We start from the raw sequence: 22737 nt of genomic DNA, 5'->3' as shown, positions 1-22737 counted from the left end.
CAGAACATCCGCATGATCAAACCCCGGTCCAAGCCTCGGTGACTGCTGAGGCAGACAGCCTGCGTTCAAGCTTCTACAGGGCTCACGGGGTGAGAACCGCCGTGACACCGAGGAGAGCCTCCAGCGCAGCGACAGCGGTGTCCTCATCGGTTACGTGGACGGTGGCAATGCCCAGTTCGGCGGCGGGCGAAAGGTTCGCCTCATGGTCGTCCGCGAACACGCACTGCTCTGCGGGCAACCCCATCCGTTCCAGGGTCAAGCGGTAGATCGCCGGATCCGGCTTCGCCAGTCCCTCCAACTCTGAGACGACGTGCACGTCGAACAAGTCCCAGATCCCGATGTGCTCGTAGGGGTCGAACGGGTCGAGACCGAAGCTGTTCGAGAGCAACGCCAGTCGGTGACCAGCAGCCCGCGCGGCACGCGCCAGAGCCATCATCCGCCGTGCAGGAGGCACCTCGGCCCAGGCCCGCCCCATCAGGTTCGCCGGATCGACGTGCTGGCCCAGCAGGGCAGCCGTCTTCTCGTTCCACTCGGCTTGCCTCATATCCCCAATCTCCAGCGCCGTGTAAAGGCGCCGACCTTCGGGGTGATCGTTGAGGGTGGTACGCCATGCTCCTGGCTTCAGCCCCTCAGACACGCACCATGCCCGGTGGACCTCCGTGGGGCTGGCGGTGAGCACCCCAGCAAAGTCGAGGATCAAACCGCGGTGCTCATACGCGTGCGGGACGCCGGTGCTGTGCAACATGGAGTAACCGCTCCTTTCGCAACGGGTAGCGGGGGCGGAGACCTCCTGCGCCTGAGGCAAAGGACTCCCCGCGCTAGCCGCAACTCTCCCTGCACCAAGGAGTTTTCGGCCAGCTATCGAGGTGAACCACTATGCGGGGCGCCCGCGGTCCGTGAATGATGGGCCCGTCGCGTGCCAGTTCGGCGCGCCACTCGTTGTGCAAGTCATCGAAGCGCACGTTGCGCACGTGAGGTGCTGCTCGCCGCTTCACCCAGGGAGGGCAGGCATGAGTGACCGAAGTGCCATTGAGTGGACCGAGGCCACCTGGAATCCGACAACTGGATGCGACCGTGTCACGCCCGGGTGCGACAACTGCTATGCGCTGACGCTCTCCCGTCGGTTGAAACTGATGGGCGCCTCGAAGTACCAGAACGATGGCGACCCCCGAACATCCGGACCAGGTTTCGGGCTCACCATCCACCCGGACGCCCTCAATGTTCCCCTGCAGTGGAAGGCGCCGCGCATGGTCTTCGTGAACTCGATGAGCGACCTCTTCCATGCCCGGGTGCCGCTTGACTTCGTGCGGCAGGTCTTCGAGGTGATCGCCTCGACCCCCCAGCACACCTACCAACTGTTGACCAAGCGGAGCCTCCGCCTGCGTCGGATCGCAGATCGTCTGGACTGGCCCCCCAACCTGTGGATGGGCGTGTCCGTCGAGAACAGGGATCAACTCGATCGAGTAGACAATTTGCGGACAGTCCCGGCGGCCGTTCGGTTTCTGTCGTGCGAGCCTCTTCTGGGGCCGCTCAACGGATTGAATCTCGATGGCATCGGATGGGTGATCGCCGGAGGAGAGTCCGGACCAGGTCATCGGCCGGTCGAGGAGGAGTGGCTGATCGACATCCGTGACCTGTGCAGTGCAGCCGGGGTGCCCTTCTTCTTCAAGCAGTGGGGCGGGCGCACTCCCAAGGCCGGCGGCCGCGAACTCGAAGGCCAGATCTGGAGCGAGATGCCGGAACGGGTTCCGGTCCTGGCTTCCTGACAGCCGAATATTGGCCAATCCCGACCGAGTTACTGACGCTGGCGGACACACCGTGTGATCCTCTGCCCCAAGTCTGTAATCACCAGGGGTGGGGGGAGCACGGTATGGCGGTACCCAGGACCGTCCTGTGGGACAGAGACCCGCATACGGCAGCGAAGCACAACCTGCTGAGGAAGTACCTCGAGCCCTGGGCTCCCATTCTCTTGTCGCGCCATGCCACCATTACCTACGCAGAGGGCTTTTCCGGCCCCGGCGTGTACTCGCAGGGCGAGCCAGGCTCACCTGTGGTTGCGCTCGAAGCCTTCGCCAAGGCGCTACAACACCGCTCCGGACGCATCCGCATGGTGCTGGTCGAGGGTGACGAGCGGCGGGAATCCGAGCTGCGGAATCAACTCGACAAGGCCCGCGGACCCCACTCGGACGACATCAGCCGACGCCTCCATGTGAACACGCACTGCGGCGAGTGCCACCCCACACTGCTCGAACAACTTCGCCTCCAGGGCTGCCTGGGCAAGCCGCTCTTCGTCCTCCTCGACAGCTACGGCGGCCCTGACATCCCGTTCAGTCTGCTGCAGGAACTCGGGAAGCACCGCAGCACGGAAGTGATGGTCACCTTCCAACCGGCCTTCCTCACCCGGTTCGCCAAGGCCAACGAGAACCACAGGAGGGCAGGGGACGCTGCCTTCGGAGGCACCGAGTGGCACGCCGTGTTCGATCAACCGTCGAACGAAAAGTTCACTTTCCTCCGCGACCAGTACCGGGAAAGCCTTCGTCGAGCCGGCTTCACCCACACGCTCTTCTTCGAGATGGTCGACGAGGGAAACCACGTCCTCTACTTGATCTTCGGAACCCGCCATGAGCGCGGCCTGGAGAAGATGAAGGAGGCCATGTGGAGCGTCGACCGTGACCACGGGGTCCGCTATCGCGACCCCAAGGACACCGAGCAGCAGCAGCTTGCCCTCGAACTCGAACCCCACACAGGTCCTCTTCGCCGGATCCTGCTGGAGCACATCGCGGCGGCACCCAAGGGCCTCACCGTGGCGGAACTCAAGACGTTCACCCTCCTGGAGACCGTCTACAAGCCCAGCCAGGTGACCAAGCTGATCACTGACATGCGTGATGCCAAAGCCGTCACCACGACTCCGCGCCGGGTGACAGCCGAAACGGTCGTCGTTCCCTACGTGGCGCCGCCTCAGCCTTCCAACCAGGCGGACCACCTCACCCTCTTCTGAGCCGTGTGTCAGGACCACGAGGTCGCCTCGTACACAGCATTGCAGTGGGGGCCTTCGGCCTCAGGAGCGCGGAGGGCATCAAGGCTTTCGGACGCCTCCGGGTGAGGAGCGCGATGAGCTTGGTGGAGGCCCACCAGCCCACGGGTCGGAACGTTCCTGACTCGGGGTCCGTCGTACCGACGTCGATTCCGATGAACCCCCGCTCGGGCAGCGCGCAGTAGAGGCGCACCACCCCGTGATGACGCGTGTCGAAGCCGACGAGGCGGTAGAGGTCCGGGGCGACCGCGGCTGCTGGGGCGTGCCCGTACGGGTCGCCGACGAGGTCGGCCACCACATAGTCCAGACCGTCGTCCGCCGTGACCTCCACCACGTCGGGCAGGACACCGGCCGCTGGGAACGTGCCGAGATCGAGGGCGCCCGCCTCCGTGTTGTCGGCCACCCAGCGGGCCGCGCCGCGCAGTGCTCCCACGTACCACCAGAAGCCGAGCGATGTAGGCGCGACCCCAGGGCGGTGGGGCAATTCGATCAGCACGGCCCTGGACACGTCATCTTCCAGTCGGACGCGGATGAGCCCCGAGGCCGGCAGGAAGGCGCGCAGCCGCCAGGACGCACCCGGGACCGGCGCGGCGACGAGCCGACGCAACGCCAGCAGGATCTCCGTCGCCTCCCGTTCCATGGCCTCATATCCCTTCCCGAACAGGCGGCGTGGGTGATCGTGTGGATCGGAGCTGGTTGCCCCAGCCAGGGCAGAGAGTCTGGCCCCGGTAGAACGCGGTGACCGTACCGACAGGGCGGCCGTCCGGCGTATTTTGGCCGTTGTGTCCTCGCTCTCCACGCTCGGCGTCGCTGGTGATCGTCATGCTCACCGACCCGCCGCTCGTGATGACTCCGTCGTACTCTGCACGGCTCCCCCGGACGCGGTCGGCATTGCCGTTGCAGGGCGCGTTGCTCCTCCCCGTCGCACAGTCACGTCCGACCGCTGCCCTACAACCCCTCGGTGAGACCGGGAAGGAAGGCGATGCCGAGTTCGGTCGCAGCATGAGCAGCGGTCGTGAACGGCCCGGGCGGATCACCGGTACGACGCCCGTAACGGCGAGACACCTCGATGGTTGATCAGACGTGAGAATTCAGGAACGCCGCAGGGGGACCCCGGCGCCGCGCGATGCCAACGCGCGGAGGGTCATGGTCGCTCAGCGAAGCCGGGACACGGCTCCGGAGCTTGCGCTTCGCCGGGCTCTGCACTCATTGGGCTTCCGCTACCGCGTGGACCTGCCGATCGTCGGCATGCCGCGTCGCCGCGCCGACGTCACGTTCACGAAGTGGCGCACCGCCGTGTTCGTACAGGGCTGCTTCTGGCACGCCTGCCCAAGCCACCTGCACGCGCCCCGGCACAACGCGGAGTGGTGGCGGCAGAAGCTTCGGGGCAACGCCCGCCGCGACGAGGAGACCGATGCCCACCTCACGCTGATCGGTTGGCTGCCCCTCCGCATCTGGGAACACGAGACCGTCGACGGCGCGGTCGAGCGGGTGGCGGCGGCGCTCGCCACCCGGGGGCATCCTCGCGCCCTGGCCATCAGCACCTGGACGCCCGCGCCGGAACGGGCGACCGAGGGCTCGTAGAGGAGCGCGTGCGGCGTCCACACACACGCGGGACGGAACTCTCAGCCGTAGGGAAGCCGCCACGACGCCCAGCGCCACCCAGCGGAGGCAGAAGACGCCTTGCGTAGTCAGCAGGACAGGGAGGGGAGCGACCTCGGCGACCCAGCCCTGACCTGACGCCCCATCAGAACGAGCGTCAAATGAGCGTCACGAGCGTCATCTCAGCGTCAAGCTATCGCCCGTAACGCCCACACCGCGCATACAGCCCACCCGCAAAACAGCAGGTCAGCCGTCCTTCTTCACCGGCTCCAGAATCGCGACGCACTCCACGTGATGCGTCATCGGGAACAGGTCGAACGCCCGCAGCGTCCGCACCCGGTATCCGCCCTCGCGGAAGTACGCCAGGTCGCGGGCCAGGGCTGCCGGGTCGCAGGCGACGTAGGCGATGCGGCGTGCTCCCAGCGAGGCCAGGTGCTTGACCGTTGCCTTGCCGGCGCCCGCGCGGGGCGGGTCGAGGACGATCAGGTCGCATTCGGTGATGCCGGTGCGCGGGAGGACCTGTTCGACCTTGCCGTGTTCGATGCGGACCCGGTCCAGGTCCTTCAGGTTGTGGCGGGCGTCCTCGACGGCGCGTTTGCCGGACTCGATACCGAGGACCGCGCCCTTCTCACCGATGCGCTGGCCGATGGCACCGGCGAACAGGCCGACGCCGCAGTAGAGGTCGAGGGCGGTGTCGTTCTTGCGGGGCAGGAGGCCCTGCATGACGGCGCGGACGAGGGTGTTGGCGGCCTGCGGGTGGACCTGCCAGAAGCCGCCGGAGCCGACGCGGTAGGTGCGGTCGTCGGCGCGTTCGCGGACGAAGGCGCGGCCGTGCACCCGGTGGACGCCGCCGTCGCGCTCGTCGACGCGCATCACGGAGACCGGCTTGTCCAGCTCGACGAGCGGGAGCCGGGCGCCCGGGCGCGGGGTGAGGATGACCTGGCGGTCGTGGGAGCCGGTGGCGGCGATGGCCTCCACCGAGGCCATGCCGGGCCAGTCCCGCTTCTCGATGCCGAGTTCCGTGACGCCGGGGGCCGCGATCAGGCAGCGGTCGACGGGCTCCACGTCGTGGGAGCGGTGCTTGCGCAGACCGGCCCTGCCGTCCTCGTCGACGGCGTACTGGACGCGGGTGCGCCAGGCCGGTACCTCGCCCGCCGGAAGTTTGTCGCCCTCGGCCGGCATGACGGTGCCGTCCCAGCCCGCCTCCTCGGGGGTGAGGCCGGCTAGGCGCTGGAGCTGTTCGGCGACGACTTCGCCCTTGAGGCGGCGCTGGGCGCCCGGCTTGGCGTGCTGCCAGTCGCAGCCGCCGCACTTGCCGGGACCCGCGTACGGGCAGGGTGCCTCGACCCGGTCCTTGGACGCCTCGATGATCCGGACCGCGTCGGCGCGCAGGAAGCGGGAGTCGCTCCCGCCCTCGGTGACCCTGGCGACGACCTTCTCGCCGGGGAGCGTGTGCCGTACGAACAGGACCCGGCCCTCGGAGGTACGGGCGATGCAGTGCCCGCCGTGTGCGACGGGCCCGACCTCGACCTCGTACTCCTCCCCGACCAGCGACGACGTGGGTTCGTTCTGCATGAGGGGGTGGCTCCAGAGCTCAAGGGGAAACGGCAGGGCGAAACGGCAGGGGAAACGGCCGGACAACAACCTACGATTCTACGTGGGTGTCGTCCGGCCGTTTACCACGAGCGGAAGCGGGAAGGGGCGGTCAGCTCTTGCCGCTGGGTTCCTTGGGCCTGCGCTCCACGGGACCGCGGCGCACCGAACCCGGCGCGTTCCACTCGGCGCGCTTCCTGGCGCGCTTCTTGGCGGCCTCGGAGGACTCCAGCTGGTACGGCACGGAGGTCACCATCACGCCCGGGGTGAACAGCAGCCGTCCCTTGAGGCGCAGGGCGCTCTGGTTGTGCAGGAGGTGCTCGTACCAGTGGCCGACCACGTACTCGGGGATGTACACGCTCACGACATCGCGCGGGCTCTCCCGGCGCAGGCCCTTCACGTAGTCGATGACCGGTCGGGTCACCTCGCGGTACGGGGAATCGAGGATCTTCAGCGGGATGTCGATGCCACGCCGCTCCCAGTCGTCCTTGAGCACCTTGGTCTCGGCCGGGTCGACGCTGATGGAGAGCGCCTCCAGCCGGTCGGAGCGGATCAGCTTGGCGTAGGCGAGGGCGCGCAGCGTGGGCCGGTGGAGCTTGGAGACCAGGACGATCGAGTGGACCCTGGAGGGCCGGATCGTCTCGTCGGACGGGGTCTCGTCGGCGGCGATCTCCTCGGCGACCCGGTCGTAGTGCCTGCGGATCGCGGTCATCGTCCCGTAGAAGATCACCATGCCGAGCAGTGCGACCCAGGCGCCGTGGGTGAACTTGGTGACCATGACGACCACGAGGACGAGGCCGGTCAGGAAGGCGCCGAAGGCGTTGATCGCGCGGGAGCGGATCATGTGGCGACGCTTCTCGGCGTCCTTCTCGGTGGCCAGGTGGCGGTTCCAGTGGCGGACCATGCCGGTCTGGCTGAGCGTGAAGGACACGAACACACCGACGATGTAGAGCTGGATCAGCCGGGTCGAGTCGGCGCCGTAGACGACGACGAGCATGGCGGCCGCGCCGGCGAGCAGCACGATGCCGTTGGAGAAGGCGAGGCGGTCGCCGCGGGTGTGCAGCTGGCGCGGCAGGTAGCGGTCCTGGGCGAGGATCGAGCCGAGCACCGGGAAGCCGTTGTACGCCGTGTTCGCCGCGAGGAACAGCACCAGGGCGGTGGCCGCGGCGAGCAGGATGAAGAAGAAGCTGCCGTTGCCGAAGACGGCCTCGGCGACCTGCGTGATCACCGGGTTCTGCACATAGCCGGAGCCGACCGGCACACCGTCCTTCAGCAGGTTGTGCGCCGGGTTCTCGGCCATCCGGACCTTGGTGGCCAGGGCGAGGGCGATGATGCCGACGAGCATGGTGATGGCGAGCGCACCCATCATCGTCAGCGTCGTCGCCGCGTTCTTGGACTTGGGCTTACGGAAGGCCGGGACGCCGTTGGAGACCGCCTCGACGCCGGTGAGCGCGGCACAGCCGGAGGAGAAGGCCCGCAGCAGCAGGAAGACCAGGGCGAAGCCCGCGAGGCCCTCCTGCTCCGCCTTGATGTGGAAGCCGGCGGTGGGCGCGAGCATGGTGTCGCCGAGCACGAGACCGCGGAAGGCACCCCACGCGATCATGATGAAGACGCCCACGACGAACACGTACGTCGGAATCGCGAAGAGTGACCCGGACTCCTTGACGCCGCGCAGGTTCATCAACGTCAGCAGCAGGATCACCGCGACGGCGCACAGCACCTTGTGCTCGACCACGAACGGGATCGCCGAGCCCAGGTTCTCGATGCCGGAGGTGATGGAGACGGCGACGGTGAGGACGTAGTCCACGAGCAGCGCGCTGGCGACCGTCAGGCCGGCCTTGGGGCCGAGGTTGGTGGTGGCGACCTCGTAGTCGCCACCACCGCTGGGGTACGCGTGCACGTTCTGCCGGTACGACGCCACCACGGTGAACATCACCACCACGACCGCCAGGGCGATCCACGGGCTGAAGTGGTACGCCGACATGCCCGCGACGGACAGGACGAGCAGAACCTCGCCAGGCGCGTAGGCAACGGAGGACAAGGCGTCGGAGGCGAAGACGGGGAGGGCGATGCGCTTCGGCAGGAGCGTTTCTCCGAGCCGGTCACTGCGCAGTGCGCGCCCGATCAGGATCCGTTTGGGCACGTCGGTCAGTTTGGACACGCTGAGGATCGTAAGCGTTTCGTACGGGCCTCGCGGGCCCCGCCGGGCGCGTGGCCTCGCAATCTCCTGCGCTCGGCGGAAGCTGCCACGAAATCCTTAACGAAATCCTTGCACTAGGCGTCCGCGAAAAGGGCGCTGTATCCATTCAATGCGGGCTGACCACCGAGATGTGCGTAAAGGACGGTGGAATCGCGGGCGATCTCGCCGCGCGCGACGAGGTCGATCGTTCCCGCCATCGACTTTCCCTCGTACACGGGGTCGGTGATCATTCCCTCGGTACGGGCGGCGAGCCGCATGGCGTCCAGGGTCGTGTCGTCGGGGATGCCGTACGTGCCCGCGTGGTAGCGCTCGTCCAGCTCGACGTCGTCGACGGTGAGTTCCCGGCGCACCCCGATGAGCCGCGCGGTGCCGGCCGCGATCCGGGCGATCTGTTCGCGGGTGCGGGCGGGTTCGGCGGAGGCGTCGATGCCCAGGACGCGCCGGGGGCGGCCGCCCGCCTCCTCGATCGCGGCGAAGCCCGCGACCATGCCGGCCTGGGTGGAGCCGGTCACCGAGCAGACCACCACCGTGTCGAAGAACACGCCGAGCGCGCGTTCCTGCTCGGCGACCTCGTACGCCCAGTTGGCGAAGCCCAGCCCGCCCAGGGGGTGGTCGGACGCACCCGCGGGGATGGCGTACGGCCGGGCGCCGCTCTCCTCGACCTCGCGCAGGGCCTGCTCCCAGCTCTCCTTGACGCCGATGCCGAACCCGGCGCGCACCAGACGGACGTCGGCACCGGCGAGACGGCTGATGAGGATGTTGCCGACCTTGTCGTAGACGGCGTCGGGCCACTCGACCCAGCTCTCCTGGATCAGTACGCACTTGAGACCGGCACGGGCGGCCACCGCCGCGACCTGGCGCGTGTGGTTGGACTGGATGCCGCCGATGGAGACGAGGGTGTCGCAGCCCTTCGCCAGGGCGTCGGCGACGAGGTATTCGAGCTTGCGGGTCTTGTTGCCGCCGTAGGCGATGCCGGAGTTGCAGTCCTCCCGCTTGGCCCAGACCGCGGCGCCACCGAGGTGCTCGGTGAGCCGGTCGAGGCGGTGCACCGGCGAGGGACCGAAGAGCAGGGGGTAACGGTCGTACGAGGAGAGGGACGGGGATGCGGGGGCGGGGGTGGGCGATGCGGCGTTCACGGGGCTCCCTTGGTCGGATGCGGGGACAGGGGGACGGGGATGCGGGGACAGGGGGACGGGGATGCGGGGATATGGGGGTGTGGGGACGGGGGTGCGGGCGGTGTGTTGTCGTGGCGGCCGGTCGTGGTCGGCGGGATGTGCCCGGTCGCAGCCGTGGGCACGGCTGTCCGGGGCCGACCGTCCGGGGCGGTCGGGCTACTCGGGCGGCTCGCCGGGTCCGCCGGGTTCACCTGGTTCACCCGGTTCGTCGGCGAGTTCTTCCAGTGCCTGCCAGATCTCGGCCGTGATCCGGGCCGCGGCTTCGGCGTCCCGTCCCGCGCACGCCTCGATCAGCCGGTCGTGCAGTTCGGCCGAGCCGTGTGCCGCGCTCGCCGTGCCGAACTGCCGCCACTCCAGGCGCCGGATCAAGGGGGTGTACCGCTCGACGGTGGCGGCCACGGCGCGGTTGCCGCAGGCGGCGACCAGGACGTCATGGAGCCGGTCGTCGGCGCGCAGCGCTTCCGCGACGTCGCCGCGCCGGGTCGCGTCCCGGAAGCGGTCGTTGGCCTCGCGCATCGCGGTGACGTCCGCGTCCGTGAGGCGGGGCACGGCGGTCCCGGCGGCCAGTTCCTGCATGGCCCGTACGACCGCCGCAGCGTCCCGGACGTCGCGCGGCACCAGCCGGGTCACCCGGGTGTAGCTCTGCGGCTTGGACTCGACGAGGCCCTCGTTGGAGAGCCGGGACAGCGCCTCGCGGACCGGGGCCCTGGAGAGGCCGAGACGTTCGGCGAGGTCCGCGTCTCGGACGGGGGCGCCGGGCGGGATGTCGCCGCGGACGATGGCGTCGCGGATCGCCTCGTACGCGGTGTCCCGCAGCAGGGTCCGCCGGACGGGTCGCAGAGTCTCCATGAACTGACATGTTAGATGTCTGTACTTGCCGCGCCAAGGGCTCGTCGCACGCCGGGGCCCGTCGTGTGCAGGGGTTCGTCACGTTCCAGGAGCGCGCAAGGGGTCCGTCGCGTACGGAGGTCCGGCATGTGCGGAGGCCCGCCGCGCACGGAAGTCCGGCATGTGCGGAGGCCCGCCGCGCACGGAAGTCCGGCATGTGCGGAGGCCCGTCGCGCCCGGGGGCCCGCCGCGCGGCGAAGGCGCACTCGGATGAGGCCTCGCACTCCGGGCCGCATAAGCTCATCCTGGGCAACGGGACAGACCGTTGCCCCGTTGTTTGCCCGGCAAGCTGAGAAAGAAGTGTGAGCAGGGTGTTTTCGCAGGTCGGCCGGACGATCAGGACTGCGAGGTAGGCGCAAGGTGCACATCGTCATCATGGGCTGCGGGCGAGTGGGAGCCGCTCTCGCGCAGACCCTGGAGCAGCAGGGGCACACGGTCGCCGTGGTCGATCAGGACCCCACGGCGTTCCGTCGCCTCGGGTCCGGGTTCGGCGGACGACGCGTCACGGGTGTCGGCTTCGACCAGGACACCCTCCGCGAGGCGGGTATCGAGGAGGCCGGAGCGTTCGCCGCGGTGAGCAGCGGCGACAACTCGAACATCATCGCCGCCCGGGTGGCCCGCGAGATGTTCGGCATCGAGAACGTCGCGGCGCGGATCTACGACCCCCGGCGCGCCGAGGTCTACCAGCGGCTGGGCATCCCCACGGTCGCCACCGTGCGCTGGACCGCCGACCAGATGCTGCGCAGGCTGCTGCCGTCGGGCGCCGAGCCGCTGTGGCGGGATCCGAGCGGCGGCGTACAACTCGCCGAGGTGCACACCACACCGTCCTGGATCGGCCACAAGATCAGCACGCTGCAGGAGGAGACGGGCGTCCGCGTGGCGTTCCTCACCCGGCTGGGCGAGGCCATTCTGCCCACCTCGCAGACGGTGCTGCAGGAGGGCGACCTGGTCCACGTGATGATGCGTACGGACGAGATCGCGAAGGTCGAGGCGGCCTTCGCCGAGGGTCCTGAGGAGGGCGGTCACTGATGCGTGTCGCGATTGCCGGGGCCGGCGCGGTGGGTCGTTCCATCGCGGGCGAGCTGCTGGAGAACGGGCACGAGGTGCTGCTCGTCGACAAGGCGCCGACCGCCATCTCGGTGGAGCGGGTGCCGATGGCCGAATGGCTGCTGGCCGACGCCTGCGAGATCACCTCGCTCGACGAGGCGGCGCTGCAGCGCTGCAACGTCGTGATCGCCGCGACCGGCGACGACAAGGTGAACCTGGTCGTCTCGCTGCTCGCCAAGACCGAGTACGGCGTGCCGAGGGTGGTCGCCCGGGTCAACAACCCGAAGAACGAATGGCTGTTCAACGAGGCCTGGGGCGTCGATGTGGCGGTCTCCACGCCGCGCCTGATGTCGGCGCTGGTCGAGGAGGCGGTGAGCGTCGGCGATCTGGTCCGGCTGCTGCGCTTCAGCCACGGCGACGCCAACCTGGTCGAGCTGACGCTGCCGCCGGAGTCGGCGCTGGCAGGCACCCAGGTCGGTCATGTGGCCTGGCCCGAGGACACCTCGCTGGTCACCATCATCCGCGGGCAGCGCGTGTTGACGCCGAGCCCCGAGGAGACCCTGGAGGCCGGTGACGAGCTGCTGTTCGTGGCCGCGCAGGCGCGCGAGGAGCAGTTGGAGGACCTGCTGTCGGTGCGCCGGGGCGACGACTCGAACGACTGACCGCGTACGACTGACGGGAGGGCCCGGACCGTGTGACACGGTCCGGGCCCTCCCGTCAGTGGTACGGAACGCGCGGCTCCTCGGTGCTCAGTACTCCCGGTACTCCGCGGTGGTCCCCTGCTCGCGGACCGCGGCAGCGGCGGCTGCCGCCTCGCGCTCCTTCTCGGCCTTGCGCTCCTTCTCGGCCCGCTCCTCGGCCTCCATCTCGGCGAAGACATCGATGGGCGGCGGCGCCTTGGCGAGGAAGACCCAGGTCAGATAGACCGCGAGGAGGAAGGGCGGGATCTTCAGGGCGACCAGGACCCAGCCGAACTGGGTCGTGTCGGCCCACCAGTACAGCGGGAAGAGGATCGCGCACTTGGCGAGCAGGATCAGCCCCCAGGCGTAGCTGGCCTTGGCGTACGCCTTCTTGCGGCCGGGGTTCCTGGTGCGCCAGGAGAGGTTCTCCTTGAAGACCGGGCCCAGGATCAGACCGATCAGCGGCACCCCGGCGAGGGTGGTGATCAGGTAGGCGAGCGCGAGGCCGAGCGTGTAGAGCATGCCCGGCAGGTAGAAGTCCTTGGCGTTGCCGGTCATCATCGCGAAGACCACGCCGAAGGCCACTCCGAAGACGCCGCTGAAGGCGTGCTTGACGGTGTCCCGGCGGATCAGCCGTACGACGACGAGGACCAGGGACACCACCAGGGCCGCGATGGCCGAGACGTGCAGGTCCTTGTTGACCGTGAAGATGGTGACGAAGAGCAGCCCGGGAAGGACTGTCTCCACCATGCCCCGGGCACCGCCGAACGCCTCGAAGAGCGCAGCCTCCGTGACCGCCTTCGTATCGGCGTCCTGCGGGTCGGTGCGGGTGGTGGGGTCCGTGTCGGACGACGGCTTGTCGGAAGACGTCACCGGCTACTCCTTGCCGAGCGGTCGGAGTTCGTATTTGGGGTTGAACAGCACCCGGCGCCCGTGGCTCATGGCGATCCGGCCCGATGCGATGAGTCTGCGGCCCGGTTCTATGCCCACGATGGAGCGCCGGCCCAGCCAGACGACGTCCAGCGGTGCGGTGCCGTCGAAGAGCTCCGCCTCCAGGGCGGGCACTCCGGCGCGCGGCCGCAGGGTGACGGTCCGCAAGGTACCAGTCACCTTCACGATCTGGCGGTCGTTGCATTCGGAGATCCGCGTGCAGCCCGAGGCCTGCGCGTCCTCCTGAAGCTCCTCGGACTCCAGGTCCTCCTGGGAGCTGGACAGCCGGTCGAGCATCCGACGGAAGCGGCCCGACGGCTTGTCCGCCTTGCCCGGCTTCTCGGATCGGGGAACAGCACTCATACCCGAAGGGTACCGGTCCCGGCTGCGCCGAGCGGGTGTCCCGGCCCTCACCCGAGCGGGCGATCCGCCCGGGGCACGGAACGGGACCGGGACGCGCACGGAGCGGGCACGGAACGCGCACTGAACACACACGGAGCGGGCCCGGTCCCCGGCCCGGCCTCCCGGTCAGCCGCGCTCGAAGCGGTAGCCCATGCCAGGTTCGGTGACGAAGTGCCGGGGGTGCGAGGGGTCGGTCTCCAGCTTGCGCCTCAGCTGGGCCATGTAGACCCGCAGGTAGTTGGTCTCGGTGCCGTACGAGGGCCCCCAGACCTCCTGGAGCAGTTGCTTCTGGCTGACCAGCCGGCCGCTGTTGCGGACCAGGACCTCCAGCAAGTGCCACTCGGTGGGGGTGAGCCGTACGTCGCGTCCGTCGCGGTGGACCTTCTTCGCCGCGAGGTCGACGGTGAACCCCTCGGTCTCGACGATCACCACGTCGTCGGAGCCGTGCTGCCCGACGGGCTCGGCCCGGCGGACGGAGGCGCGCAGCCGGGCGAGCAGCTCGTCCATGCCGAACGGCTTGGTGACGTAGTCGTCGGCGCCGGCGTCCAGGGCCTCGACCTTCTCGTCGGAGGTGTGGCGGGCGGAGAGCACCAGGATCGGCACCCGGGTCCAGCCGCGCAGTCCCTTGATCACCTCGACGCCGTCCATGTCGGGCAGTCCGAGGTCGAGGACGACGACGTCGGGGTGGCGGGCGGCGGCGAGCTGGAGGGCGGTCGCGCCGTCGGGCGCCGCGTCCACCTCGTACTTGCGCGCCTTCAGGTTGATCACGAGGGCGCGCACGATCTGCGGCTCGTCGTCGACCACAAGCACCCTGGTCATGGGCCCTGCCTTTCTGCTGTACGGCGGTCCCCCGGGGCCCCGTGGCGGCCGGGGGACTTCGTCGCGGGAATCATGGGGTGGAGTGCGCGGGGCGTGCGGCACGGCGTGGGCCGGGTGCTCACAGGACGGCCCGCGCGGGCAGGCCGGGCTCGACCGGGACGTGTCCCGGTGCCGCCTTCAGGGTCAGCACCATCGTGAGGCCGCCGCCGGGGGTGTCCTCGGCGTCCAGCGTGCCGCCCATGGCCTCGACGAAGCCGCGGGCCACGGCGAGGCCAAGTCCGACGCCGACGCCGCGCGGGGCGTCGCCGTAGCGCTGGAACGCCTCGAAGATGCGTTCCTTGACCTCGTCGGGGACGCCGGGGCCGCGGTCGACCACCCGTAGCTCGACGCGTTCGCCGAGCGCGCTGGCCGCCACCGTGACGCGTTGCCCGGGAGGGCTGTACTTGACGGCGTTCTCGACGATGTTGGCCACGGCCCGCTCCAGCAGGCCGGGGTCGACCGCGACCATGGGCAGGCTCTCGGGGACGTCCAGGTCGGCGCTGCCCTCCGGTACGCCGCCGAGCGCCATCGGGACCACCTCGTCGAGGTCGACCTCGCGGATCAGCGGCGTGACGGTGCCGGTCTGGAGCCGGGACATGTCCAGGAGGTTGCCCACCAGGTGGTCGAGGCGGTCGGCGCCGCTCTCGATGCCCTCCAGCAGTTCGGCCTCGTCCTCGTCGGACCAGGCGACGTCGTCGGAGCGCAGAGAACTGACGGCGGCCTTGATGGCGGCGAGCGGGGTGCGCAGGTCGTGGCTGACTGCGGCCAGGAGCGCCGTCCTGATCCGGTTGCCCTCGGCGAGCCGCCGGGCCTCCTCCGCCTCGTCGACCAGCCGCTGCCGGTCCAGCACGACGGCGGCCTGGGCGGCGAACGCGCCGAGCACCCTGCGGTCCTCGGCGGGCAGCACCCGCCCGGAGAGCGCGAGCGCCATGTGGTCGCCGACGGGCATGTCCGCGTCGGCGTCCTCCGGCCGGGCCACCGGGCCCGGTCCGACGCTCCCGGCGCACGTCCAGGGATCGACGTCGCTCGTGCGCTCCAGCAGGGCGACGGACTCCATGCCGAAGGTCTCGCGGACCCTGACCAGGAGCGCGTCCAGCGTCGTCTCGCCGCGCAGCACGCTGCCGGCGAGGAAGGAGAGGATCTCCGACTCGGCGCGCAGCCGGGCCGCCTGATGGGTGCGGCGTGCCGCCAGGTCGACGACCGAGGCGACCGCGACCGCCACCGCGAAGAAGATCACGATGGCGACGAAGTTCTCCGGGTCCTGAACGGTCAGGGTGTGGGTGGGCGGGGTGAACCAGTAGTTCAGCAGAATCGAGCCGACGGCGGCCGACGCGAGGGCGGGCAGCAGTCCGCCGATCAGCGCGGCGCCCACGGTCAGGAAGAGGAAGAGCAGGACGTCGTTGGCGAGTCCGGGGCCGCTGTCCAGAGTGGCCAGGAGCAGTGTGAGGAGGGCCGGGCCGCCCACGCCGACCAGCCAGCCCCAGATGATCCGGGCCCGGCCCAGCCGGGCGCCGCGGGCGATGGGCAGGCCGCGCCCCTTGGCGACCTCCTCGTGGGTGACGATGTGGACGTCGAGGTCGGGGCCGGACTCGCGGGCCACGGTGGCGCCCACGCCCGGTCCGAAGATGTACTGCCACGCCTTGCGACGGCTGGAGCCGAGGACGATCTGCGTGGCGTTCACCCCGCGGGCGAATTCCAGGAGCGCCGACGGTATGTCGTCGCCGATGACGTGGTGGAAGGTGCCACCGAGGTCCTCCACGAGGGTGCGCTGGACGGTGAGCTCCTTGGGCGAGGCCGAGGTCAGTCCGTCGCTGCGGGCGATGTAGACGGCGAGGATCTCGCCGCCCGAGCCCTTGGCCGCCATCCGGGAGGCGCGACGGATGAGCGTGCGGCCCTCGGGCCCGCCGGTCAGGCCGACGACGATGCGTTCGCGGGCCTGCCAGGTGGTGCGGATGTTGTGCTCGCCGCGGTACTGCTGGAGGTATTCGTCGACCCGGTCGGCGACCCAGAGCAGGGCCAGCTCGCGCAGGGCGGTCAGGTTGCCGGGGCGGAAGTAGTTGGACAGGGAGGCGTCGATCCGGTCCGGCTTGTAGATGTTGCCGTGGGCCATGCGGCGGCGCAGCGCCTGGGGCGACATGTCGACGAGTTCCAGCTGGTCGGCCCTGCGGACGACCTCGTCGGGGACGGTCTCGCGCTGCCGTACGCCGGTTATCGACTCGACGACGTCGCCGAGCGACTCCAGGTGCTGGATGTTGACCGTGGAGATCACGTCGATGCCGGCCTGGAGGAGTTCCTCGACGTCCTGCCAGCGTTTGGCGTTGCGGGAGCCCGGCACATTGGTGTGGGCCAGTTCGTCCACCAGGGCGACGGCCGGGGCGCGCTCCAGGACGGCGTCGACGTCCATCTCGGTGAAGACCGCGGAGCGGTACTCGATCTCGCGCCGCCGGATCTGCTCCAGGCCGTGCAGCATGACCTCGGTGCGCGGCCGGTCGTGGTGCTCCACGAAGGCGACGACGCAGTCGGTGCCCCGTTCCACCCGTCGATGGGCCTCGGAGAGCATCGCGTACGTCTTGCCGACGCCGGGTGCCGCACCCAGGTAGATCCGAAGCTTGCCGCGTCCCATGGCCCCATTGTCTTCTGCGCGAGCGGCTGCGTCCGATCCGGCAGCCGCTTCGAAGCTACCCCGAAGATTCCCGGCGAATGGGACGCGGGGTGGGACCGGGGGCCGAATTGACAGGATTCTGACGCCCCGGCCGGGGCGCCGGGAGTGCCCGCCCCCGCCGCGAAGCCGGGGCCGGGACCGCCCCCACGCCGACGCCCCCACCGAAGCCGGGGGCCGCCCGCCGGGCCGACGCCGGAACTCCGCCGCGTCGGGGCCCCCTCGGCCACCGGGTCACGCGCCCGGCGGCGTGCCCGTCACGCGTGCTCGACGATGTGCCCGTCGCTCAGTTCCAGTACCCGGTCCGCCAGCCCCAGCAGCTGGGTGTCGTGGGTCGCCACCAGGGCGGTGACGCCCTCGCTGCGCACCACCGCCCGCAGCAGCTCCATCACCGCGAGTCCGGTCTCCGCGTCGAGCTGACCGGTCGGTTCGTCCGCGATCAGCAGCGCCGGCCGGTTGGCGAGCGCCCGCGCGATCGCGACGCGCTGGCGCTGGCCGCCGGAGAGTTCGCCGGGGCGCTGGGCCGTGTGGTCGGCGAGGCCGACCAGGGAGAGCAGCAGCGCCACCCGCTCCTCGCGCTCGCGCGGGTCCGTCCCGCGCAACCGCATGGGCACGCCGACGTTCTCCGCCGCGGTCAGGATCGGGATCAGGCCGAACGACTGGAAGACGAAGCCGATCCGGTCCCGGCGCAGCTCCAGCAGCCCGTCCTCGCCGAGCTCGGCGAGGTCCGTGCCGCCGATGGTGATCCGGCCGCTGTCGGGGCGGTCGAGCCCGCCGAGCAGGTTGAGCAGGGTGGTCTTGCCGGAGCCCGAGCGTCCCTTGAGCGCGACGAGTTCCCCGCGCGGCACCTCGAAGGACACCCCGCGCAGCGCGTGGACGGCTCCGGCGCCGGAGCCGTACGAACGGCGCAGGTCCTCGACCCGGACCATGGGCCCCCCGGCCGGCTCCTCGACGACGGCGGTGCCGCCCTGTCCGTCCGTACCCGTCCGGCCTGTGGTCTCGTTCATGTCTCTCCCCGTACCTGCGCGATCCCGTCGAACGCCAGTATGTGCAATGGGTGCGGGCCGGACAATCGCCGGTCGGCTCCCCGGCGGCTTTCCGGCGCCGGACGGCCGGGCACGCCGTCCCGGTGGGCAAATGCGCGCGGCGCCGGGGCGGGAGGCCGGCGCCGCGCGCTGTCCGGGGCCGCTCAGTCCCCGTTCACCAGTTGTTCGAGGGCGATGTTGAGCCGGAGGACATTGACCCTCGGCTCTCCGACGAAACCGAGTATCCGGCCGTCGGTGTGCTGTTCGACGAGCTTCTCCACCCGCTCGACGGGCAGGTGGTTGCGCTCGGCCACCCGGCGCACCTGGAGTTGTGCGTACTGCGGGGAGATCGCCGGGTCGAGTCCGGAGCCCGAGGAGGTGACGGCGTCGGCCGGCACGTCGGCGGGATCGACCGGGTGGCCGGGGACGGAGTTGTCCCTGACGACGGCGGCCTTGGCGGCCTTCACCCGGTCGACGAGTTCCCTGTTGTCGCCGGAGCGGTTGGTCGCGCCGGAGAGAAGCAGCTCGTACCGGGTGTTGACGCTGTTGGTGCCCAGGCCGTTGGAGGGGCGCGGCTGGAACCACTTGAGGTCCGGGGCCGCGGTCTCCTGCCCCTTCTTCAGCGGCAGGTCGTAGCGCTGGCCGATGAGTTCGGAGCCGACGACCCTGCCGTTCGCGGTGATCTCGGAGCCGTTGGCCCTGTCGGGGAAGACGCCCTGGGCAACGCCCGTGACGGCGAGCGGGTAGAGCACGCCGCAGACGACGGTGAGGACGAGCAGGGCGCGCAGCCCGGCCCAGAGCAACCGGGCGGTGTTTGCTACGGAGTTGTTCATGGCAGGTCAGCCGATTCCTCAGTTCAGTGCAGCCCGGGTACGAGCGAGACGACCATGTCGATGATCTTGATGCCGACGAACGGGGCGACCAGGCCGCCGAGTCCGTAGATCCCGAGGTTGCGCCGGAGCATCGAGTCGGCGCCGCTGGGCCGGTAGCGCACGCCCTTCAGGGCGAGCGGCACCAGCGCGACGATGATCAGCGCATTGAAGATCACCGCCGACAGGATCGCGGACTGGGGCGAGGACAGCTGCATGATGTTCAGCTTGTCCAGGCCGGGATACACCACTGCGAACATCGCGGGGATGATCGCGAAGTACTTCGCGACGTCGTTGGCGATCGAGAACGTCGTCAGCGCGCCGCGGGTGATGAGCAGTTGCTTGCCGATCTCGACGATCTCGATCAGCTTGGTGGGGTTGGAGTCCAGGTCCACCATGTTCCCGGCCTCCTTGGCGGCCGAGGTGCCGGTGTTCATGGCCACGCCGACATCCGCCTGGGCGAGCGCGGGGGCGTCGTTGGTGCCGTCGCCGGTCATCGCGACGAGTTTGCCGCCCGCCTGCTCGCGCTTGATGAGGGCCATCTTGTCCTCGGGCGTGGCCTCGGCGAGGAAGTCGTCGACGCCGGCCTCCTCGGCGATGGCCTTCGCGGTCAGCGGGTTGTCGCCGGTGATCATGACCGTGCGGATGCCCATCCGGCGCAGCTCGTCGAACCGCTCCCGCATGCCCTCCTTGACGACGTCCTTGAGGTGGATGACGCCCAGGACCCGGGCGCCACGCCCGTCCTCCAGGGCGACCAGCAGCGGTGTGCCGCCCGCCTGGGCGATGGTGTCGGTGAGCGCCGCCACGTCCTGCGGAACGGTGCCGCCGCGCTCCTTCACCCAGGCGACCACCGATCCGGAGGCGCCCTTGCGGATCTTCCGTCCGTCCACGTCGACGCCGGACATCCGGGTCTGGGCGGTGAAGGCCACCCACTCCGCGCCGACCAGTTCGCCCTGGTGGCGCTCGCGCAGCCGGTACTTCTCCTTGGCGAGGACGACGACCGAGCGGCCCTCGGGCGTCTCGTCGGCCAGCGAGGAGAGCTGGGCCGCGTCCGCCAGTTCGGCCTCGGTCGCGCCCTTCACGGGTACGAACTCGGCGGCCTGCCGGTTGCCGAGCGTGATGGTGCCGGTCTTGTCGAGCAGCAGGGTCGACACGTCCCCGGCGGCCTCGACGGCGCGCCCCGACATCGCGAGCACATTGCGCTGGACGAGGCGGTCCATCCCGGCGATGCCGATCGCGGAGAGCAGCGCGCCGATGGTCGTCGGGATCAGGCAGACCAGCAGCGCGGTCAGCACGATCATCGACTGTTCCCGGCCCGCGTACACCGCGAAGGGCTGGAGGGTGACGACGGCGAGCAGAAAGACGATCGTGAGGGACGCGAGGAGGATGTTCAGCGCGATCTCGTTGGGCGTCTTCTGCCGGGCGGCGCCCTCGACCAGGGCGATCATCCGGTCGATGAACGTCTCGCCGGGCTTGGTGGTGACCTTGACGACGATGCGGTCGGAGAGCACCTTCGTACCCCCGGTGACGGCGCTGCGGTCGCCCCCGGACTCCCGGATGACCGGGGCGGACTCGCCCGTGATCGCGGACTCGTCGACGCTCGCGACTCCCTCGACGACATCGCCGTCGCCGGGGATGACGTCACCGGCCTCGCAGACCACCAGATCACCGATGCGCAGCTCGGCTCCGGGCACCCGCTCCTCGCTCCCGCCGGCCAGCCGTCGCGCGACGGTGTCCGTCTTGGCCCTGCGCAGCGTGTCGGCCTGCGCCTTGCCGCGTCCCTCGGCGACCGCCTCCGCCAGGTTGGCGAAGATCGTGGTCAGCCACAGCCAGGCCGCGATCGCCCAGCCGAACCACTCCCCCGGTTCCAGGCACGCCAGCACGGTCGTGAACACCGAGCCGACCAGCACCACGAACATCACCGGGGACTTGACCATCACCCGGGGGTCGAGCTTGCGCACGGCGTCGGGGAAGGAACGGATCAGCTGCGCGGGGTCGAACAGGCCGCCGCCGACGCGTCCTTCGCCCCGGTGGCCGGTGGGCGCGTCCCGGTGCGGTGCCCGGGTGGGGGTGACAGTGGACATCGGGTCCTCTTGCTCCGTACGAGTGGTCATGACGCCAGTCCTTCGGCCAGTGGTCCCAGCGCCAGGGCCGGGAAGAAGGTCAGCCCGGTGATGATCAGGATCGTGCCGACCAGGAGCCCGCTGAAGAGCGGCCGGTGCGTGCCCAGGGTTCCCGCGGTCGCCGGTAGCGGCTTCTGCTCGGCGAGCGAGCCGGCCAGCGCGAGGACGAACACCATCGGCAGGAACCGGCCGAGCAGCATCGCGAGGCCGATCGTGGTGTTGAACCACTGTGTGTCCGCGTTGAGCCCGGCGAACGCGGACCCGTTGTTGTTGGCGCCCGAGGTGTAGGCGTAGAGCACCTCGGAGAAGCCGTGCGCACCGGAGTTCAGCATCGAGTGGGGCGGGGTGGGCAGCACCAACGCCGCGGCGGTGAAGCAGAGCACCAGCGCCGGGGTGATCAGGATGTAGCAGGCCGCGAGCTTGATCTCGCGGGTGCCGATCTTCTTGCCGAGGTATTCCGGCGTACGGCCGACCATCAGCCCGGCGATGAACACCGCGATGATCGCCATGACGAGCATGCCGTAGAGGCCGGAGCCCACGCCTCCGGGCGCGATCTCGCCGAGCTGCATGCCCAGCATCGCGATCCCGCCGCCGAAGCCCGTGTACGAGTCGTGGAAGGAGTTCACCGCACCGGTGGAGGTGAGGGTCGTGGCCACCGCGAAGATCGACGATCCGGCGATCCCGAACCGGGTCTCCTTGCCCTCCATCGCTCCGCCCGCGATCTGGAACGCGGGCCCGTGGTGGGCGAATTCGGCCCACATCATCAGGGTGGTGAAGCCCAGCCAGACGGCGCCCATCGCCGCGAGGATCGCGTAACCCTGCCTGGGCGAGCCGACCATCCGGCCGAACGTCCGGGTCAGCGCGAACGGGATGACCAGGATCAGGAAGATCTCGAAGAGGTTGGACAGCCCGTTGGGGTTCTCGAACGGGTGGGCCGAGTTGGCGTTGAAGTAGCCGCCGCCGTTGGTGCCCAGTTCCTTGATGACCTCCTGGGAGGCCACGGCGCCGCCGTTCCACTGCTGCGGGCCGCCCATGAACTGCCCGACCTCGTGGATGCCGGAGAAGTTCTGGATCACTCCGCAGGCGACGAGCACCAGGGCCCCGACCACGGAGATCGGCAGCAGAACACGGACGGTGCCGCGTACCAGGTCGGCCCAGAAGTTGCCGAGCTCCCCGGTGCGGGACCCGGCGAAGCCGCGGACGAGGGCCACCGCGACGGCGATGCCGACGGCGGCCGAGACGAAGTTCTGCACCGCGAGGCCACCGGTCTGGACGACGTGGCCCATGGCCTGCTCACCGGAGTACGACTGCCAGTTGGTGTTCGCGACGAACGACGCGGCCGTGTTGAACGCCTGGTCGGGGTCGATCGAGGCGAAGCCGAGCGAGCCGGGCAGGCTGCCCTGGAGCCGTTGGAGCAGGTAGAGGAAGAGGACGCTCACCGCGGAGAAGGCGAGCACACCGCGGAGATACGCGGGCCAGCGCATCCGGGTGTTCGGGTCGACACCGATGGCCCGGTAGATCCACTTCTCGACGCGGAGGTGCTTCTTCGAGGAGTAGACGCCGGCCATGTGGTCGCCGAGCGGGCGGTACGCCAGTCCCAGCGCCACGACGAGCGCGAGGACCTGGAGCACACCGGCGAGGACGGGGCTCAT

General features: G+C 69.8%; 19 protein-coding genes. 5 read left to right on the top strand and 14 right to left on the bottom strand.

Annotation, left to right across the window (positions count from 1 at the left end):
* Window positions 1-82: 82 nt before the first annotated feature.
* Window positions 83-745, bottom strand: coding sequence for an HAD-IA family hydrolase (locus tag ACWCXX_RS14795; RefSeq protein WP_148839906.1), 663 nt, complete (start codon window positions 743-745; stop codon window positions 83-85).
* A gap of 265 nt (window positions 746-1010) precedes the next feature.
* On the opposite strand from ACWCXX_RS14795, the gene ACWCXX_RS14790 reads away from it, so the two are divergent.
* Together ACWCXX_RS14790 and ACWCXX_RS14785 are read left to right on the top strand one after the other, a co-directional pair.
* The gene (locus ACWCXX_RS14790) at window positions 1011-1766 is read left to right on the top strand and encodes a DUF5131 family protein (protein ID WP_451127062.1); all 756 of its coding nucleotides are present in this window, start codon (window positions 1011-1013) and stop codon (window positions 1764-1766) included.
* 104 nt (window positions 1767-1870) lie between these two features.
* Window positions 1871-2998, top strand: coding sequence for a three-Cys-motif partner protein TcmP (locus ACWCXX_RS14785; protein ID WP_121827697.1), 1128 nt, complete (start codon window positions 1871-1873; stop codon window positions 2996-2998).
* Here ACWCXX_RS14785 and ACWCXX_RS14780 read toward each other — a convergent pair.
* A complete protein-coding gene (locus ACWCXX_RS14780; RefSeq protein ID WP_376040143.1) occupies window positions 2985-3674 on the bottom strand; it encodes a hypothetical protein in 690 nt (229 codons plus the stop codon). The two genes, ACWCXX_RS14785 and ACWCXX_RS14780, sit on opposite strands and share 14 nt — an antisense overlap.
* Window positions 3675-4117: 443 nt before the next feature.
* Between ACWCXX_RS14780 and ACWCXX_RS14775 the strand changes: the two genes are divergently transcribed.
* Window positions 4118-4618: a very short patch repair endonuclease gene (locus tag ACWCXX_RS14775; RefSeq protein WP_262375927.1), complete on the top strand. Its 501-nt coding sequence runs from the start codon at window positions 4118-4120 to the stop codon at window positions 4616-4618.
* Between the two features lie 264 nt (window positions 4619-4882).
* Here ACWCXX_RS14775 and ACWCXX_RS14770 read toward each other — a convergent pair whose 3' ends face one another.
* From ACWCXX_RS14770 to ACWCXX_RS14755, 4 genes are all read right to left on the bottom strand, one after another.
* Window positions 4883-6211 (bottom strand): class I SAM-dependent RNA methyltransferase, encoded by a 1329-nt coding sequence (locus ACWCXX_RS14770; RefSeq protein ID WP_451127059.1) that lies wholly within the window; start codon window positions 6209-6211, stop codon window positions 4883-4885.
* 130 nt (window positions 6212-6341) lie between these two features.
* Entirely contained in the window at window positions 6342-8390 is a 2049-nt protein-coding gene (locus tag ACWCXX_RS14765) for an APC family permease (protein ID WP_451127057.1), read from the bottom strand.
* A gap of 113 nt (window positions 8391-8503) precedes the next feature.
* A complete protein-coding gene (locus ACWCXX_RS14760) occupies window positions 8504-9565 on the bottom strand; it encodes a 1-aminocyclopropane-1-carboxylate deaminase (RefSeq protein ID WP_451127055.1) in 1062 nt (353 codons plus the stop codon).
* 195 nt (window positions 9566-9760) lie between these two features.
* The gene (locus ACWCXX_RS14755; RefSeq protein ID WP_451127053.1) at window positions 9761-10453 is read right to left on the bottom strand and encodes a GntR family transcriptional regulator; all 693 of its coding nucleotides are present in this window, start codon (window positions 10451-10453) and stop codon (window positions 9761-9763) included.
* Window positions 10454-10852: 399 nt separating this feature from the next.
* Between ACWCXX_RS14755 and ACWCXX_RS14750 the strand changes: the two genes are divergently transcribed.
* Entirely contained in the window at window positions 10853-11521 is a 669-nt protein-coding gene (locus ACWCXX_RS14750; RefSeq protein WP_124721011.1) for a potassium channel family protein, read from the top strand.
* Window positions 11521-12201 carry a potassium channel family protein gene (locus ACWCXX_RS14745; RefSeq protein WP_451127051.1) on the top strand — a complete coding sequence of 227 codons (681 nt, stop codon included), beginning with the start codon at window positions 11521-11523 and terminating at the stop codon, window positions 12199-12201. The genes ACWCXX_RS14750 and ACWCXX_RS14745 overlap by 1 nt, the downstream gene beginning before the upstream one ends.
* Before the next feature lie 87 nt (window positions 12202-12288).
* Here the strand turns inward: ACWCXX_RS14745 and ACWCXX_RS14740 are convergent, their stop codons facing one another.
* The 8 genes from ACWCXX_RS14740 to kdpA all read right to left on the bottom strand — a co-directional run bounded on the left by ACWCXX_RS14740 (window position 12289) and on the right by kdpA (window position 22737).
* Window positions 12289-13092, bottom strand: a complete 804-nt coding sequence (locus ACWCXX_RS14740) for a DUF3159 domain-containing protein (protein WP_451127049.1) — start codon at window positions 13090-13092, stop codon at window positions 12289-12291.
* A 3-nt stretch (window positions 13093-13095) separates the two neighbouring features.
* Window positions 13096-13512, bottom strand: a complete 417-nt coding sequence (locus tag ACWCXX_RS14735) for an OB-fold nucleic acid binding domain-containing protein (RefSeq protein ID WP_451127047.1) — start codon at window positions 13510-13512, stop codon at window positions 13096-13098.
* Window positions 13513-13677: 165 nt separating this feature from the next.
* A complete protein-coding gene (locus ACWCXX_RS14730) occupies window positions 13678-14370 on the bottom strand; it encodes a response regulator (RefSeq protein WP_451127045.1) in 693 nt (230 codons plus the stop codon).
* 118 nt (window positions 14371-14488) lie between these two features.
* Window positions 14489-17032 (bottom strand): ATP-binding protein, encoded by a 2544-nt coding sequence (locus ACWCXX_RS14725; protein ID WP_451127043.1) that lies wholly within the window; start codon window positions 17030-17032, stop codon window positions 14489-14491.
* A 293-nt stretch (window positions 17033-17325) separates the two neighbouring features.
* Entirely contained in the window at window positions 17326-18075 is a 750-nt protein-coding gene (locus ACWCXX_RS14720; RefSeq protein WP_451127041.1) for an ABC transporter ATP-binding protein, read from the bottom strand.
* A gap of 182 nt (window positions 18076-18257) precedes the next feature.
* The gene (locus tag ACWCXX_RS14715; protein ID WP_451127039.1) at window positions 18258-18926 is read right to left on the bottom strand and encodes a potassium-transporting ATPase subunit C; all 669 of its coding nucleotides are present in this window, start codon (window positions 18924-18926) and stop codon (window positions 18258-18260) included.
* 23 nt (window positions 18927-18949) lie between these two features.
* Complete coding sequence (gene kdpB / locus ACWCXX_RS14710) at window positions 18950-21076, bottom strand: potassium-transporting ATPase subunit KdpB (protein ID WP_451127037.1); 2127 nt, start codon at window positions 21074-21076, stop codon at window positions 18950-18952.
* Complete coding sequence (gene kdpA / locus ACWCXX_RS14705; RefSeq protein ID WP_451127035.1) at window positions 21073-22737, bottom strand: potassium-transporting ATPase subunit KdpA; 1665 nt, start codon at window positions 22735-22737, stop codon at window positions 21073-21075. The genes kdpB and kdpA overlap by 4 nt, the downstream gene beginning before the upstream one ends.

This window comes from Streptomyces sp. NPDC001732 (assembly GCF_053596315.1).
Note: the sequence above shows the minus strand (reverse complement) of the source record. Positions and strands in the feature narration are given on the sequence as shown.

Coding starts and splice junctions, on each gene's coding strand:
- kdpA (WP_451127035.1), bottom strand. CDS start 22,737: ATGAGCCCCGTCCTCGCCGGTGTGCTCCAGGTCCTCGCGCTCGTCGTG.
- ACWCXX_RS14725 (WP_451127043.1), bottom strand. CDS start 17,032: ATGGGACGCGGCAAGCTTCGGATCTACCTGGGTGCGGCACCCGGCGTC.
- ACWCXX_RS14770 (WP_451127059.1), bottom strand. CDS start 6,211: ATGCAGAACGAACCCACGTCGTCGCTGGTCGGGGAGGAGTACGAGGTC.
- ACWCXX_RS14785 (WP_121827697.1), top strand. CDS start 1,871: ATGGCGGTACCCAGGACCGTCCTGTGGGACAGAGACCCGCATACGGCA.
- ACWCXX_RS14745 (WP_451127051.1), top strand. CDS start 11,521: ATGCGTGTCGCGATTGCCGGGGCCGGCGCGGTGGGTCGTTCCATCGCG.
- ACWCXX_RS14715 (WP_451127039.1), bottom strand. CDS start 18,926: ATGAACAACTCCGTAGCAAACACCGCCCGGTTGCTCTGGGCCGGGCTG.
- ACWCXX_RS14795 (WP_148839906.1), bottom strand. CDS start 745: ATGTTGCACAGCACCGGCGTCCCGCACGCGTATGAGCACCGCGGTTTG.
- ACWCXX_RS14790 (WP_451127062.1), top strand. CDS start 1,011: ATGAGTGACCGAAGTGCCATTGAGTGGACCGAGGCCACCTGGAATCCG.
- ACWCXX_RS14720 (WP_451127041.1), bottom strand. CDS start 18,075: ATGAACGAGACCACAGGCCGGACGGGTACGGACGGACAGGGCGGCACC.
- ACWCXX_RS14780 (WP_376040143.1), bottom strand. CDS start 3,674: ATGGAACGGGAGGCGACGGAGATCCTGCTGGCGTTGCGTCGGCTCGTC.
- ACWCXX_RS14730 (WP_451127045.1), bottom strand. CDS start 14,370: ATGACCAGGGTGCTTGTGGTCGACGACGAGCCGCAGATCGTGCGCGCC.
- ACWCXX_RS14735 (WP_451127047.1), bottom strand. CDS start 13,512: ATGAGTGCTGTTCCCCGATCCGAGAAGCCGGGCAAGGCGGACAAGCCG.
- ACWCXX_RS14755 (WP_451127053.1), bottom strand. CDS start 10,453: ATGGAGACTCTGCGACCCGTCCGGCGGACCCTGCTGCGGGACACCGCG.
- kdpB (WP_451127037.1), bottom strand. CDS start 21,076: ATGACCACTCGTACGGAGCAAGAGGACCCGATGTCCACTGTCACCCCC.